Annotated in this window: 12 protein-coding genes; 6 read left to right on the top strand and 6 right to left on the bottom strand. The window is 48.3% G+C overall.

Features of this window, described 5'->3' with window-relative positions; all coding sequences use genetic code 11:
- The first annotated feature begins 71 nt into the window (after positions 1-71).
- A complete protein-coding gene (locus AC2YIT_RS21385) occupies positions 72-1,415 on the top strand; it encodes a MutS-related protein (protein WP_487280549.1) in 1,344 nt (447 codons plus the stop codon).
- Positions 1,416-1,445: 30 nt separating this feature from the next.
- On the opposite strand, the gene serS is transcribed toward AC2YIT_RS21385, so the two are convergent.
- From serS to glyA, 5 genes are all read right to left on the bottom strand, one after another.
- A complete protein-coding gene (serS, locus tag AC2YIT_RS21380; protein ID WP_487280548.1) occupies positions 1,446-2,738 on the bottom strand; it encodes a serine--tRNA ligase in 1,293 nt (430 codons plus the stop codon).
- A gap of 58 nt (positions 2,739-2,796) precedes the next feature.
- Positions 2,797-4,155: an aspartate kinase gene (locus AC2YIT_RS21375; RefSeq protein ID WP_430850584.1), complete on the bottom strand. Its 1,359-nt coding sequence runs from the start codon at positions 4,153-4,155 to the stop codon at positions 2,797-2,799.
- A 150-nt stretch (positions 4,156-4,305) separates the two neighbouring features.
- Positions 4,306-4,803, bottom strand: coding sequence for a 6,7-dimethyl-8-ribityllumazine synthase (gene ribH / locus AC2YIT_RS21370; protein ID WP_430850582.1), 498 nt, complete (start codon positions 4,801-4,803; stop codon positions 4,306-4,308).
- A gap of 118 nt (positions 4,804-4,921) precedes the next feature.
- Positions 4,922-5,623 carry a tetratricopeptide repeat protein gene (locus AC2YIT_RS21365; protein WP_430850580.1) on the bottom strand — a complete coding sequence of 234 codons (702 nt, stop codon included), beginning with the start codon at positions 5,621-5,623 and terminating at the stop codon, positions 4,922-4,924.
- Positions 5,624-5,859: 236 nt separating this feature from the next.
- Positions 5,860-7,161 (bottom strand): serine hydroxymethyltransferase, encoded by a 1,302-nt coding sequence (glyA, locus tag AC2YIT_RS21360; protein WP_430850578.1) that lies wholly within the window; start codon positions 7,159-7,161, stop codon positions 5,860-5,862.
- A gap of 353 nt (positions 7,162-7,514) precedes the next feature.
- Here glyA and nagB point away from each other — a divergent pair, with 353 nt between their 5' ends.
- The gene (nagB, locus tag AC2YIT_RS21355) at positions 7,515-9,455 is read left to right on the top strand and encodes a glucosamine-6-phosphate deaminase (RefSeq protein WP_430850867.1); all 1,941 of its coding nucleotides are present in this window, start codon (positions 7,515-7,517) and stop codon (positions 9,453-9,455) included.
- A gap of 93 nt (positions 9,456-9,548) precedes the next feature.
- Here the strand turns inward: nagB and AC2YIT_RS21350 are convergent, their stop codons facing one another.
- A complete protein-coding gene (locus tag AC2YIT_RS21350; protein WP_430850576.1) occupies positions 9,549-9,713 on the bottom strand; it encodes a hypothetical protein in 165 nt (54 codons plus the stop codon).
- A gap of 242 nt (positions 9,714-9,955) precedes the next feature.
- On the opposite strand from AC2YIT_RS21350, the gene mutL reads away from it, so the two are divergent.
- From mutL to dxs, 4 genes are all read left to right on the top strand, one after another.
- Positions 9,956-11,842: a DNA mismatch repair endonuclease MutL gene (gene mutL, locus AC2YIT_RS21345; protein ID WP_430850574.1), complete on the top strand. Its 1,887-nt coding sequence runs from the start codon at positions 9,956-9,958 to the stop codon at positions 11,840-11,842.
- A gap of 58 nt (positions 11,843-11,900) precedes the next feature.
- Positions 11,901-12,686, top strand: a complete 786-nt coding sequence (locus AC2YIT_RS21340) for a rhomboid family intramembrane serine protease (protein ID WP_430850572.1) — start codon at positions 11,901-11,903, stop codon at positions 12,684-12,686.
- 9 nt (positions 12,687-12,695) lie between these two features.
- The gene (locus AC2YIT_RS21335) at positions 12,696-13,610 is read left to right on the top strand and encodes a rhomboid family intramembrane serine protease (protein WP_430850570.1); all 915 of its coding nucleotides are present in this window, start codon (positions 12,696-12,698) and stop codon (positions 13,608-13,610) included.
- A gap of 86 nt (positions 13,611-13,696) precedes the next feature.
- Positions 13,697-15,640: a 1-deoxy-D-xylulose-5-phosphate synthase gene (gene dxs, locus AC2YIT_RS21330; protein WP_430850568.1), complete on the top strand. Its 1,944-nt coding sequence runs from the start codon at positions 13,697-13,699 to the stop codon at positions 15,638-15,640.
- The last annotated feature ends 412 nt before the right edge of the window (positions 15,641-16,052 follow it).

Here is a 16,052-nt window from a genome sequence, read left to right as displayed (position 1 = left end):
CAAGTTTAACTTTCTTTAACGGCACGTATTCGCACCGGTTCCTACATTTGGGAATACGCAAAACTACCCGAATGCAGCTCGTAGACCGGCATACCTTACACGAACTACAACTCCTGCCCGAAAACAGCCGTGCAGCCAGCATTTTCGCTTTCTATAACCACACCGAAACGCTGGGCGGCGGCGATTATCTCAAAAGCATTATCACCCGGCCCAAGGAAACGCCCGAAGACATTATTTGCTTTCAGGATCTGCTAAAAGCCATTGCCATGCGTCCGGCGGCCTGGCAGGTCAACATTGCCAAAGCATATGCCGCCGCCGCCGAAAGTTACTACGCGTTAAGCGTGGCGCATTCTATGTCGCAGGATGTGATCAAGCATTGGTTTGATACGTGGTGGTATTCGGTTAGAAACAAGGGGGAATATTACCGCATTCAAAGCGGCGTGCTCGCAACGCTGCGACTGGCCAGGGCGGTTCAATCCACGCTGGATCACCTTTCGAAAACTGCCATTCCCGATGAAATTGCCGAAGACATTGCCGGGCTCAGGAAGTTTATCTTCTCCCCCCTTCTGTCTGTGTTTTTGAGAAAGAATGAGGGGAAACTATCCAACCGCTCAATCTTCTACCTCGACTATCATTTGCGGATCAGCCACCGGGACGGGTTCCGGCAAATGCTCGACACGCTTTATAAGCTGGATGCCTGTATGGCGATTGTCAAAGCAGCCAGACGCCATCGACTTACATTTCCGGTTTTTGATTTGCATTCCAATGATTTCAATGCCGAAGCAGCCTGGCACCCGCTCATTACCGATGCAATCGCCAACGACCTCGAGCTGGGCACCAACGCTCCCGTATGTATCCTCACCGGAGCAAATACAAGCGGTAAGACGACTTTTCTCAAAACCTGCGGTATCATTGTTTATCTCGCGCATCTGGGCTGGCCTGTACCAGCAAAATCGCTGCAATTACCATTTATCGACCGGCTCTTCACGTCTATCCACCTCTCCGACGACCTCGACCAGGGTTTCAGCCATTTTTACAATGAAATGATGCGTATCAAACAAATCGCTGAGGCGTTGAACAAGGGCGAAAAATGCTTTGTGATTGTAGATGAACTGTTCCGCGGCACTAATCAGGAGGATGCTTTGCACTGCTCTAAAACCGTACTCAATGGTTTTGCGAACTTCGGCGGCTCGTGCTTTCTGGTATCAACCCACATTCACGAATTGATCACCCATTACTCCGGCCATTCCAAGCTTAGCTTCCGATGTTTCCAAACCCATATCAACAACAATCAATTTCAAAACACATTTAAAATCGAAGAAGGCGCCGCATTTGAGAAGGTCGGCAGGCTCATTATGGAGCAAACCGGTGTGACCGCTTTGCTCCAAAAAGCAAAAAGGCCCTCATCGGAATGAGAGCCTTTCGTTAATCGTATTTCAAATGCATTATTCGATCACATCGAAACCGCAGAACGGCACCAATACCGCCGGTACTTTCACGGTTCCGTCGGCCTGCTGGTTGTTTTCCAGCAATGCGGCCAGGATACGTGGCAATGCCAATGCAGAGCCGTTCAAGGTGTGAAGCAGTTGCGTTTTCTTGTCGGCATTCTTGTAACGCAGTTTCAAACGGTTGGCCTGGTAAGTCTCAAAGTTGGAAACGGAGCTGCATTCCAGCCAGCGCTGCTGCCCGGCCGACCATACTTCGAAATCGTAGGTCAATGCGGATGTAAAACCCATGTCGCCGCCACACAAGCGCAGAATGCGGTAAGGCAGTTCCAGCTTTTCGAGCAGGCTTTTCACGTGTTCCACCATTTCGTCGAGGGCTTTGTATGAATCCTCCGGCTTGTTGATCTGCACGATTTCCACCTTATCGAACTGGTGCAAACGGTTCAGCCCGCGTACGTGTGCGCCCCAACTGCCCGCCTCGCGACGGAAACACGGAGTGAATGCCACGTTTTTCACTGGCAATTCGCTTTCAGCCACGATTACATCACGGTAAAGGTTGGTAACCGGTACCTCAGCCGTTGGGATCAGATACAAATCGTCGACGGTCGCATGGTACATCTGGCCTTCCTTATCCGGCAGCTGACCTGTCGCAAAACCGGAATCCGCATTCACCACGATCGGCGGCTGCACTTCGGTGTAGCCTGCATTACCCGCCTCATTGAGGAAGAATGCGATCATGGCGCGCTGCAAACGTGCGGCTTTGCCTTTGTACACCGGAAAACCTGCTCCGGTAATTTTGTTCCCAAGCTCAAAGTCGATGATCGGGGCCAGGTTACCACCCAGTTTTTTGATCAAATCCCAATGCGGCAATGCACCTTCGTGTAATTCCGGCTTGGTACCGGCTTCGAGAACCGTCACATTGTCATCGGCGGTGCGGCCTTCGGGAACGCTCTCGTGCGGAAGGTTTGGCAGCTTTACGAGCTCTTGTAACAACGCCTCTTCAAATACCTTATGCTCCTCTTCCAACGCCTTGGAACGCTCCTTCAATGCAGCGGTGTCGGCTTTGGCGGCTTCTGCCTCGGCTTTCTGGCCGGCTTTCATCAATGCGCCGATTTCCTTGGCTTTGTTGTTGGATGCAGCCAGCACATCGTCCAGGTCCTGCTGAATCTGGCGACGTTTGCCATCGAGTTCTATAATGCGGTCTACCGCCTGTTCGGCATCCTTGAAATGCTTTTTGGTCAATGCCGCGATGGTTAGTTCGCGGTTTTCGCGGATAAAATTGGTTTGTAACATGAGGCTGTCGGCTGTCGGCTTTCGGCGATCAGCTTTTTAGTATTTGAATGCTTTGAGCTCAGGGAGCAGTGAAGATGTCTTTCATGGCGTCTTCGTAAAAGAAGAGACGCTCGTTGAGGACATTCAACGCTTCCGCTTTGTATTTTGAATGGATCAGCAATGAAAGGTTGTGTTCCGAAGCGCCGTACGAAATCATTCGTATCGGGATATTTTTCATCGCGTCAAGCACTTTCAGGGCGATGCCTTCTTTGTCGGCGCTGAAATTACCTACGATACAAATGATATTCTGGTCGCGGTCATGTTCCTCCAAATCAGCGAATTCACGCAGTTCGGCACTGATCTGTTCCAGGTTTTCGGAGTTATCGATCGTTACCGACACCGATACTTCGGAAGTCGTGATCATGTCCACCGGTGTTTTATATTTTTCGAAGATCTCAAACACCCTGCGAAGGAAGCCGTAAGCATTCAGCATACGGGTCGAATGAATGTAGATCGCCGTGATATTGTCTTTCGCAGCAATGGCTTTGATATCGCGGTCGGAAGTCTGGGTCGCGATCAGTGTACCCGGCGCTTCCGGCTGCATAGTGTTTTTCAAACGAACCGGCACACCGCGTAGTTTGGCAGGGGTAATGGTGCTAGGGTGCAAAATTTTCGCGCCGAAGTAAGCCAGCTCTGCCGCCTCTTCGAACGTCAGCTCGCGGATCGGGAAGGTACGCTTCACAATGCGCGGGTCGTTGTTATGCATTCCGTCGATGTCGGTCCAGATCTGGATTTCGTCGGCACGGATGGCACCGCCGATCAATGAAGCCGTGTAGTCAGACCCTCCTCTTTTCAGGTTATCTACTTCTTCGCGCGGGTTGCGGCAAATGAAGCCTTGGGTAACGATGGTCTGTTTGTCGGTATATTGGTTCAAAATCGTCACCAATTTCTCTTCGATCGTTGCCAGTTCCGGCTCACCGTCGGCGTCGATGCGCATGAAATCCAATGCAGGCAGCAATACCGAGTTCTCGCCTTTTTCTTCCAGATAAGCCTGGAACATTTTGGTACTCAATATTTCTCCTTCCGCAACGAGTTCTTTCTCCTGCTTGATCGTGAAAGGCTTCACGCTTACCACGGATTTGATAAACCCGAATTCGGAGTCTACGATCTGCTGACCAGCCTCCAATCCTTCCGGCGTAGAGTACAATTCTTTGATAAACAGATCGTAATGATTTTTTAACTCTTCAATCAAAGCAGCAGCCCTGGCATCGTCATACGATTTGGCCGCTTCTCCGATAGCGATCAGCGCATTGGTAGAACCGGACAAAGCCGACAATACCACAATTTTACGATTAGGATCATTGTTGAGGAGTTCGCGGATTGAGTGCATACGCTCAGGCTTCCCTACCGAAGTACCGCCAAATTTCCAGACTTGCATAGTTAATTATGAATGATTGAATTTTGAATGACTGAATGGGTAATGATTGAATGACCGAATGATTGAATGACCGAATAGGCTTTAAGTAATAAATCAAGCTATGGCTAATGTTGCAAATCAGTAACCCGCCCTATTCAATCATTCAGTCATTCAATCATTCAAAATTATATTTTTAAGCCCGATCATCTTGATCGCCGTAATGGCTGCCTCGTCGCCTTTGTTACCATGCACGCCGCCTGCACGATCCAGTGCCTGTTCCATATTATTAGGGGTCAACACACCGAAAATGACGGGTTTGTCGTATTTCAGGCTCACATTGGTAATGCCTTGTGCCACCGCGTGGTTAATGTAATCGTTGTGCTTCGTCTCGCCCTGGATTACCACGCCCAATGCAATCACCGCATCGATATCCGCGCGCTGCGCGAACCATTGCGAGGCCATCGTGAGCTCAAAACTGCCTGGTACATTACCTCTGACGATATTCGTAGGCAGCGCCCCGTAGGTGATCAGGGTTTGGTAAGCTCCTTCGAACAGTTTCCCGGTCACTTCGCTGTTCCATTCGGCCACGACGATCGCGAATTTTTTACTACTGATATCCGGAAGTCCTTCCGTTGTGAACACGCTTAAATTTTTATCGGCACTTGACATCGATTTTCAAGGGGTTTATTAAAAACAGGTATGATTTAAATTTCCGGGTTAAATGAATAAAAAAAGGATAAAACCGAGGTCGGCTTTATCCTTTTTCAGAAACAGAATGGTTTAACCATTATTTGCCGACCTGTCCCTCTAATAATCCCATATATTTCTTGGCATTCACCACTTCCGAGGAAAGTGGGAACTCGTCAACAACACGTTTATACGTAGCAACCGCGTCAGCAGGCTGGTTGGCCTTCTCCTGCGCGAGTGCCAGTTTCATCAGATAAACAGGTGTGAAATATTCGTTTTTCTCATAATCAGCAGCTTTCTGATAGTATGAGATAGCCTCAGCAGGCTGGTTTTTTTCGAGATAAGCATCACCGATCAATGATTGAGCACGTGCGTGGATCAACAGATCGGAAGAGCTGAATGATTGCAGACGGCTGATAGCCTCGTCGTATTTGCCTTGTTTCAGCAAAGCCACACCAGCGTAGAAGTTTGCAAGGTTGCTGGCGTCGGTTCCTTTGTAATTGTCGGCGATTGACAAAAGGCCTTCGTTACCACCGGCTCCGTTCAATGCTTTTTGCAATGAATCGGCTTCAAAATCGTACACGACACTGGCAAGTGCATTCTGGGCAGTGCCTTCCTGACCATCTATGTAAAAACGGTAACCCGCGAAACCAGCAATAGCAACCACAACCGCCACCCCGATTCCAAGAACAACCTTGCGGTTTTTAAGGAAAAAAACCTCAGCTTTATTGATCTGGCCTGCTAATGCCTCCGGAGATTCAATGATTTCAATCCCGGATTCGCCCGTATTCTTCTTGCTCATATCAAATAATTCGATTTTGGAGTGCAAAGTTATGAAAAACTTGTTAAGTCAAAACAAGTTAGGTCACAATTCTTTAAGTTATATATTTCCCGCCAACCGTTAGTTAACGAAAGGCTTACGGTGACAAATGCATTTCAGGGCCTTTGATTTGTAAGTCAATATATTAGGCCAACTCAAAAACAAAAACTGCGTGGTAACAGTGTTACCGCGCAGCATTTTTTTACTACTAGTTTATATTAATACAATGGATATTGTTTCATCCATTCGTTCACTTCTGTTTTCACAGCGGCGATTTTCGCGTCGTTGTCATTGTTTACCAGAACGGTATCAACGAGGTCAACGATACGCTCCATATCTGCCTCAACCAACCCGCGGGTAGTCATAGCGGCAGTACCTACACGCATACCCGAGGTGATCATCGGCGATTTGTCGTCGAATGGCACCATGTTTTTGTTGATGGTGATGTCCGCTTTGATCAATGTGTTCTCAGCCAATTTACCCGTCAGGCCTGATTCCACACCATTTTTAGTGCGCAGGTCGATCAGCATCAGGTGGTTATCAGTTCCGCCTGAGATAATGCGGTAACCTTTGTCAACAAATGCCTTAGCCATTGCCTGTGCATTTTTCGCAACTTGGGTAGCATAGTTGTAATATCCTTCGCTCAATGCCTCGCCGAATGCAACGGCTTTGGCAGCGATAATGTGCTCCAAAGGTCCGCCTTGTGTGCCCGGGAAAACGCCTGAGTCCAGAAGCGACGACATGGTACGCAGCTGACCTTTCGGCGTTTTGATACCGAATGGGTTTTCGAAGTCGTTACGCATCATGATCACACCGCCACGTGGGCCACGAAGTGTCTTGTGCGTAGTAGTAGTAACAATGTGGCAATGATCAAACGGGTCTTTCAAAAGACCTTTTGCAATCAAGCCGGCAGGATGGGAAATATCAGCCATCAGCAACGCACCGATTTTGTCGGCTACTGCGCGAAGACGTTCGTAATCCCAGTCACGGCTATATGCCGAAGCACCGCAGATCAAAAGTTTCGGACGCTCTTTCAATGCCGTTTCCTCTACTTTATCCCAGTCGATCAGACCAGTTTCTGCTTCTACCCCATAAAATACAGGCTGAAAATATTTACCTGAAATGTTCACAGGCGAGCCGTGTGTAAGGTGGCCTCCGTGTGCCAGGTTGAAGCCCATGATCTTATCACCAGGGTTCAAACAAGCAAGGAAAACAGCCGTATTGGCTTGTGCTCCCGAATGGGGTTGTACGTTAGCCCAGGTAGCGCCGAAAAGTTCTTTCAAACGGTCGATCGCGATCTGCTCGATTTCGTCAACGATCTCGCAACCGCCGTAGTAGCGCTTGCCCGGAAGACCTTCCGCATATTTATTGGTCAACACACTGCCTGACGCCTCCATCACCTGGCGTGACGTGAAGTTTTCAGATGCGATCAGTTCGATACCAGACTCCTGGCGATGTTTTTCTCTGTTGATCAGATCAAAAATGGCGGTGTCGCGTTCAACGCTGGTGAGTGTAGACATGGGATTTGTCAGAAAAAATGGTGTGATACTCGTGGAATAAGCCGCAAAAATACGAGCAATTATTTTGGAATAAAATATTAACACTTACTTTATATTTAAAGTGCGAACCGGCTCGTAAGCTTAATGCGGACGGATAGCCCATAGCGGTGCGACAAGCGTAATTTTATGTGTAAGTTATTTCTTAAATTATTTTAAGAATAATTGTTTTCCGTTGTACTTTTGTGGTCAAATCGTTCGTGCGTGATCGAACACATGAGTAACTTGCAGTTTAATTCGAAGTCTATTCACGAAACTCTTAAATAATTTAACATTTAGTTATGAGCCAACAAACGGTAAGTCCACAAACCATCCTGATGCAAGCTTCCAGCAATGGAAAAGGCACTACCGGCACCATAGGGCAGCCCATCACCTATGAAAAAATCCCGACGCAGATTTTTGCCGATTCCAAAGAAGCGTCCTATGCGGTTGCAAAAGAGATCTCGGACCTCATCCGTCAGAAACAAAAGGAAGGTAAGCCTTGTGTTTTGGGACTTGCAACCGGTTCTTCACCGAAGACCGTCTACGCGATCCTCGTGCGTATGCACCGTGAAGAAGGTTTGAGCTTCAAGAATGTGATTTCTTTCAACCTGGACGAGTACTACCAAATGGAGCCGGACTCCATTTACAGCTACCACCGGTTCATGAAAGAGCAGCTGTTCGATCATGTCGACATTCCAAAAGAAAACTATTTCATTCCGGACGGAACGGTACCCGCTGCTTTGCTGCGCGATTACTGCACGTCTTATGAGAATAAAATCAATGCGGTAGGCGGACTCGATTTCCAGTTGCTGGGAATTGGGGGAAATGGCCACATCGGTTTCAACGAACCAGGCTCGCTCATCAACTCGCACACACGCCTCATCACGCTCGACCACTCTACGCGCGCCGCTGCGAGCATGGAGTTCGGCGGGCTGCACAACGTACCGCGCAAGGCGATCACGTTGGGCGTCGCACCTATCCTGAATGCACGCCGTATAGTGCTGCTGGCTTGGGGTGAAAGAAAGGCTTCGGTGATCAAAAACGCTGTGGAAGGCCCTGTAACCGAGCTTAACCCGGCTTCTTACCTGCAAGCACATGCGGATGTTACTTTCGTGGTGGACGAAAGCGCAGCTTCCGAACTGACCCGCATCAAGACGCCTTGGGCGGTGGATTCAGTGGTTTGGGATAATAAAATGATCAAGAAAGCGGTAACACATTTGTCGCAAACCTTGAAAAAACCAATCCTGAAACTAACCGACAAGGATTACAACGATAATGGTATGAGCGACTTGCTGGCACAATATGGTGCTTGCTACGAGATCAATATCAATGTATTCAACCAATTGCAGCATACTATCACCGGCTGGCCGGGTGGTAAGCCTAATGCAGATGACACGCACCGTCCGGAACGCGCTCAGCCTGCGAAAAAACGCGTGCTGATTTTCAGCCCGCACCCTGACGACGACATTATCTCAATGGGTGGTACTTTCCAACGTCTCGTCGACCAGGGCCACGAAGTACACGTTGCTTACCAGACTTCCGGTAACATCGCCGTAGCCGACGATGAAGCATTGCGTTTTATTGATTTCGTCGTCGACTTCAACAAAGGCTTCGATATCGACAGCCCGAATGCGAGCAAGTTGTTCCTGGATGCGAAGGAATTTTTGAGACATACTAAAAACAGCGAGATCGACAGCCCAGAGGTTCGTAAGGTGAAAGGTCTGATCCGTCGTGGTGAAGCGAAAGCTACCTGCCGTTTCGTGGGTATCCCTACCAGCCAGGCACACTTCCTCGATATGCCTTTCTACGAAACGGGTACTGTTCAGAAAAAGCCGATCGGTGAAGAAGATATCAAGATCATCGAAAACCTGATCGAGGAGATCAAACCGCACCAGATCTATGCAGCCGGCGACTTCGCCGATCCGCACGGAACACACAAAGTGTGCTGGGATGCTATCGAAGCCGCATTGCAGCGCTCGAAACATAAGAACTTCATGAAAGACTGTTGGGTATGGTTGTACCGCGGCGCATGGGCTGAATGGGATATTTATGAAATCGAGATGGCAGTGCCGATGAGCCCGGACCAGGTGCTGAAAAAACGCCAGGGAATTTTCAAACACCAGTCGCAAAAAGACGGTGTGGTGTTCCAGGGCGAAGACTCACGCGAGTTCTGGCAACGTGCTGAGGAGCGCAACCGCGGAACGGCCCAGCTCTACGATTCACTCGGTCTGGCCGAATACGAAGCAATGGAAGCATTTGTACGCTGGAAGTTCTAAGTAATAACTGTAAACGAAAATAGCCCGGAAGTTTCCGGGCTATTTTCGTTTTATATCTACCTGATACGCTGAGTAAAACGTGTCGGAGCGGTGTCACAATTCCATGTCAACCCACATCCTGTGCGCCATTTTTTCAACCATATTCATGACGCCTTGTACGGCGCCGAAAATGACACAAAGAGGCAGAATGACTGGCAAAAAAATCAGCCATTGCAATGCCATGGTAAAGTTAAATCTCTTGATAATTGGCGTTTTCATAACAGGATCAGGTGCTAAATAACATGGGTTAGTATCCCAAGTTATATAATTAATTAATAGTCAACAACTTTTTACAATACTAACGCGCTCGTTTTCTGTAAAATTTGAATTATTAATGTAATTATTTCAATCGGGATTCTTGATAAAGCAAAATCTCCCGATTTGTTACCCACCGATATTCGCCGGGCAGTAAAAAAAATTTTTGTTTATTTGTTATAGTAAAGTTAACTGCCACTTCCAACATGCCTTCATCCAACATCATTCAACTATTACCCGATTCCATAGCTAACCAGATTGCCGCGGGAGAGGTCGTTCAGCGACCCGCTTCGGTGGTAAAGGAGCTGATGGAAAACGCGATTGATGCGAAGGCGAGCCAAGTGCAGGTCATACTCCGCGAAGCCGGCCGGACGCTCATCCAGGTGATCGATAATGGTACCGGAATGTCCGAAACCGACGCGCGCATGAGCTTCGAAAGGCACGCTACCTCCAAGATCAGGCAATCGGAAGACTTGTTCAGGATCAAGACAATGGGTTTTCGCGGCGAAGCGCTGGCCTCCATCGCGGCTGTGGCGCAGGTGGAAATGCGAACGCGCCAGGAATCTGACGAACTAGGCACGTTGATCCGTATCGACGGTTCGGAGATTAAAACGCAGGAGGCCGTGGCTTGCCCGAAAGGCACCAACTTTTCGATTCGCAACCTGTTTTTCAATGTACCGGCCCGCAGGAACTTCCTGAAATCGAATTCCGTCGAAATGCGGCACGTACTCGACGAGTTTCAGCGGGTAGCACTGGCACATCCGGAAGTCGGCTTTACGCTCCATCACAACGATACCGAGGTATTCAACCTGCAACCGGTGAAGCTGGTGCGGAGGATCATCGATATTTACGGCAAAAGCTACCGCGAACAGCTGGCCTATTGCCAGGAGGACACGTCGTACATCAATGTGCGCGGCTACATCGGCAAGCCCGAATTTGCCCGTAAAACGCGTGGGGAGCAGTTCTTTTTCGTGAATGATCGTTTCATCAAGCATAATTACATGCATCACGCGGTGATCAGCGCATTCGACGGCACCATTCCGGAGGGTAGTCATCCGTTTTATGTTTTGTTTATTGAAATCGACCCGTCTCATATCGATATCAATATTCACCCCACTAAAACGGAGATTAAATTTGACGACGAGCGCTCGGTGTATGCGATCATTATGGCGGCAGTCAAGAAGGCAGTGGGTGTTTATAATCTCTCACAGTCCATCGACTTTGAAGAAAATATAAATTTCCTCAACCCTACACCGGCCGAACCGAACAACAACCTGATCCCGCGCACGGTCATGCCCGACTGGGCCGCGCAGCCGCGCAAGAGCGAGGGCGGTGCATCTAAATCGAACCTGACCAATTGGAGCAAGCTTTTCGAGGGATTGCAAAATACCGAAGACAGGCACCGCGAACTGGCAGCATTCGAAATGGGCGCCACTACTGCTTCGCGCCCCGTGTACCAGGAACAGGCTAAAACCGTTGCCAGCAAAGTGAACCGGATGGCGTCCGAGGTCATTGCCGCGCCGGAGGCTGATGCATTGCTGTTCCAGCTCCATAACCGCTACATTTTGTCGCAGGTGAAGGATGGCATCATGCTTATCGACCAAAAGGCCGCTTACGAGCGCATTCTTTACGAACGGTATCGTAAGATGTTGATTAACCGTAATGGCGCCTGTCAGCAGTTGCTTTTCCCGAAAACCATCCGGCTCACGCATTCGGACATGCAGCTCGTGCACGAGACGAAAAAGGAGATCCGCAGTTTAGGATTTGAGTTTGACGAATTCGGGGCTAACGAGCTGATCATCCGCGGCATTCCGGCCGATTTGCCCGAGGAAAGCGAGCAGGACCTGTTCGAAGAGCTGATCGAGCAACTCAAACAGAGTTATTCCGACCTTAAACTGAATAAGCCGGAAAGCTTGTCGAGGTCACTCGCGAAACGTTTTTCGGTGCGGTACGCCGTCAAGCTTTCATACGTCGAGATACACACATTGCTTAACCAGCTGTTCTCATCCTCGGACCCGAACCGGACGCCCGGTGGTGAACCGATTATCGTTTTGCTGACGATGGATAAGCTGGCGAACATATTCCGCGGTTGAGAAAAAAAACCGGATTTGCGAAGTTAATTGGAGATAAATCTTTGAATTTGAATCAAATATGTTAGCCATAACCCCCACGGTAAGGAATTTATTGATACTGAATATTCTATTCTACTTTATAGATTCTTCTGTTTTTAATCTGAAAGGCCAGTTTGCGCTCATGCCGGTGATGTCGCCGGATTTCCATATTTTCCAGTTTGTCTCCTACATGTTCCTGCATGGCGGCATTGGCCACCTTTTCAGTAACATGTTCGGTCTGATTATGTTCGGGCCGCTGCTGGAAAGGGTGTGGGGGCCGAAGCGTTTTCTGATATTTTACTTTGTAACGGGCATTGGTGCGGGGTTGCTGTTCTCAGGGATAGGCCTTTATGAGAACTGGCAATTGGCTAAGGCTGTTGAGATATATACACAAAATCCCACACCCGACGGCTTCGCCGACTTCCTGAGCAAACATGCCGAAGCCTACTATGAATACAGGCTTCAATTTGTGAATGATTTTGAAGTAAATCCGACTAATTCCATGTATATTCAACAGAGTATTAGAGATGTACAGGACGTTTACCAGAGTATGCTAAGCATACCGATGGTCGGCGCCTCGGGCGCAATTTTCGGCATCCTGATGGCGTTTGGTTTGCTATTTCCAAATACGGAGCTTTTTCTCCTGTTTGTACCGTTCCCTATAAAAGCGAAGTATTTCGTCGCTTTTTATGGGCTTTTTGAATTGTATTCAGGAATACAAAACGCTCAGTCCGATAATGTTGCCCACTTCGCGCACATTGGAGGAATGCTATTTGCATATATATTGTTGCGTTACTGGGGTACGCAAAAGTCAAATTTCTATTAGAAGAAGAAGATGAGCAATATTGTTGACGACGTTAAAAGGGAATTCGCGAAATCCGAGAATGCGCTTGTAAAGATTATTCTGATAAACACAGCAGTATTCCTGATTCTGCTGCTCATGAAGATTGTGCTTACCCTCTCCCAATCTTCAAACATATACGCACTGGTGATCAATATGTTACAGCTTCCGGCTGCTACGGAAGAATTCATATACAAGCCCTGGACGCTCATCACGTATTTCTTCACACACGATGATATTTTTCACATTCTCTTCAATATGCTCTTTCTCTACTGGTTTGGAAAGCTGGTGGACGAATATCTGGGCGCCAAGAGAGTCGTGGCGTTGTATATGCTGGGCGGGATCGCCGGCGGGCTGATTTACATTGTGTTATATAACCTGTTGCCTTATTTTCAGGCCCATATCGAAGGTTCTAGGATGTTGGGTGCATCCGCGGCGGCCTTTTCGGTGGCCGTAGGAGCTTCTACGCTATTGCCTAACTACACCTTCAACCTGATCTTTTTGGGGCCGGTACGCATTAAATTTATTGCACTCTTCTATATCATTCTGTCGCTTGCACAAACGGTTGGTCCTAATGCAGGCGGAAACCTGGCGCATTTAGGCGGGGCGTTCACGGGTTATATTTTCATCAAACTGCTGCAAAACGGGACAGATTTGGGCAAACCCATTTACGGGCTACTGTCGATATGGTCGCGCATTTTCAGAAAGCGCCCATCCATGCAAGTAACTTACCGCGAGCGGCAAGTGTACCGCAGTACCAGCGTATATTCATCATCATCATCGAGCCCCATCGAAATGCCCGATCAGATGGAAATCGATTCGATCCTGGATAAAATCTCAAAATCGGGTTATGAAAGCCTGACGCGTGAGGAGAAGCAGAAGTTGTTCAAGGCAAGCCAGCAAAAATAATAGTCAGACTTATTACGTATTTGCTTAATTTTGTGACTATTTAATAAAGCGGACAGCTAGTAAATTTGATTCAATAGCCCTACGGTATGCTTATAACGCCAGGAAAATTATTAGCGACAATTAATTCTCCCGAAGATCTTCGAAAACTGGACAGTTCTCAGCTTCCGCAGGTTTGCAACGAGTTAAGGCAATTTATCATCGATAACGTGTCGGTTTACGGCGGACACTTCGGTGCAAGTCTGGGAGTGGTGGAATTGAGCGTAGCGTTACATTATGTATTTAACACGCCCGACGACCAGCTCGTTTGGGATGTAGGTCACCAGGCTTACGGGCATAAGATTCTTACCGGTCGCCGCGATGAGTTTCATTCCAACCGCGTTTACGGCGGATTGTCCGGTTTTCCTAAAAGAAAAGAAAGCATTTACGATGCATTTGGGGTAGGCCACTCGTCTACCTCTATTTCGTCGGCACTCGGTATGGCCGTAGCATCCGCGTTGGAAAAGAACTTCGAACGCCAGCACATAGCCATCATTGGAGACGGCGCCATGACGGCTGGTTTAGCCTTCGAAGGCATGAACCACGCCGGTGCCACGGATTCCAACCTCCTGATTATCCTTAATGACAACTGCATGGCCATCGACCCGAACGTCGGTGCCTTAAAAGAATATCTGACCGACATTACCACTTCGCAGACTTATAACAAGTTTAAAGACGAGGTTTGGAACCTGCTCGGCAAAATGAGCAACTTCGGAAAAAGCGCCCAGGAAATTGTTTCCAAAGTCGAAACGGCTATGAAAACAGCAATCCTGCGGCAGAGCAACCTTTTCGAATCGCTCGGTTTGCGCTATTTCGGCCCCATTGATGGAAACGATATCAGCCATCTGACCGAAGTATTGAAAGATCTCAAAAACATTCCTGGTCCCAAGTTGCTGCATTGCCTTACCGTCAAAGGAAAAGGTTATGGCCCGGCAGAAAAAGACCAGACGAAATGGCACGCTCCCGGCGTCTTCGACAAAATCACGGGCGAGATTCAGAAAAAAGTCTACAATACACCTCAGGCGCCAAAATATCAGGATGTATTCGGCCATACCATTGTGGAGCTGGCCAAAGAGAATCAAAAGATCGTGGGTATCACACCTGCAATGCCATCCGGTTCTTCATTGAACATTATGATGGAAGCCATTCCGGAAAGAGCATTTGACGTCGGTATTGCCGAGCAGCACGCTGTTACTTTCTCGGCAGGTATGGCGACACGGGGCGACATTGTCTTCTGTAATATCTACTCCACATTCATGCAGCGTGCATACGATCAGGTCGTGCACGACGTGTGCATTCAGGAACTCCCGGTTATTTTCTGTCTGGATAGAGCCGGATTGGTAGGAGCCGATGGGCCGACGCACCATGGCGTGTACGATATCGCTTTCATGCGTTGTATTCCAAATATGGTTGTTGCCTCGCCTATGAATGAGCAGGAGCTACGGAATATGATGTACACAGCTCAGTTGGAATCTTTTCAATCGGGCAAGAATGCATTCACGATCCGCTACCCAAGAGGCAATGGTGTTATGCCGGATTGGAAAACGCCATTTGAAGAAATCCAGATTGGTAAAGGAAGAAAAGTGAAAGACGGAGCCGATCTTGCCATTCTTTCATTCGGTCCACTTGGTAATTTTGCTTTGAAAGCGTGTGAAGAGTTAGAGAAACAGGGCATCCATGCTGGTCTTTTCGACATGCGTTTTGCAAAGCCGCTGGATGAGGCTCTGCTGCACGAAATCTTCTCGTCCTATGACAGAGTCATGACATTGGAAGATGGCTGCTTACAAGGCGGATTCGGCAGCGCAGTGCTCGAATTTATGATTGATAACGGATATACCAGCCAAGTGAAGCGACTCGGGATTCCCGATGCGATCGTTGAACATGGTGAGCCTTCGGAGCTTTACAAAGAATGCGGGATCGATGTGGATGGCATTATTTCCGCTTCAATTGAATTTATGGCACGACAGTTTAAAGCGGCTTCAGTTGTTCATTAAGATATAAGTTTCCTATTCAAAGCCGGTCTGATGATCGGCTTTTTTGTTGGTGGGTGGTTAGCTAGGCCATTCCCGCTTTTGAGAGTATCTTTCAACGCTGGACAGAGCCAAAAGCCAGAGAAGGCAAAAGATTGCTCAGGAGCTAAAATTAAGTTGTGTGAGTGTACTAAATCTACGCAGAGATAGTCTGCCTACCAGCATTATTCCGGGCTACGACTTGTGATTCTGTCAAGGGATAAACATTCGAAACACCCTAAACGCAAAAAAGCGTCCTTCATGGAGTGCTATTGTATTTGATTAGTAATTGTGGCGGCTGAACGCCCTCGGCTTAGGTAGCCCCGCTTAGGCAGCCCCGCTTAACTTCTTTGTTGGGGCCGGGGTCGCGCTCGACCGGGTGGCGTATGTGGCGTAT

The organism is Dyadobacter sp. SRI_021 (assembly GCF_057586235.1).
The sequence above is the reverse complement of the archived record's forward strand: the minus strand, read 5'-3'. Positions and strand labels throughout refer to the sequence as shown.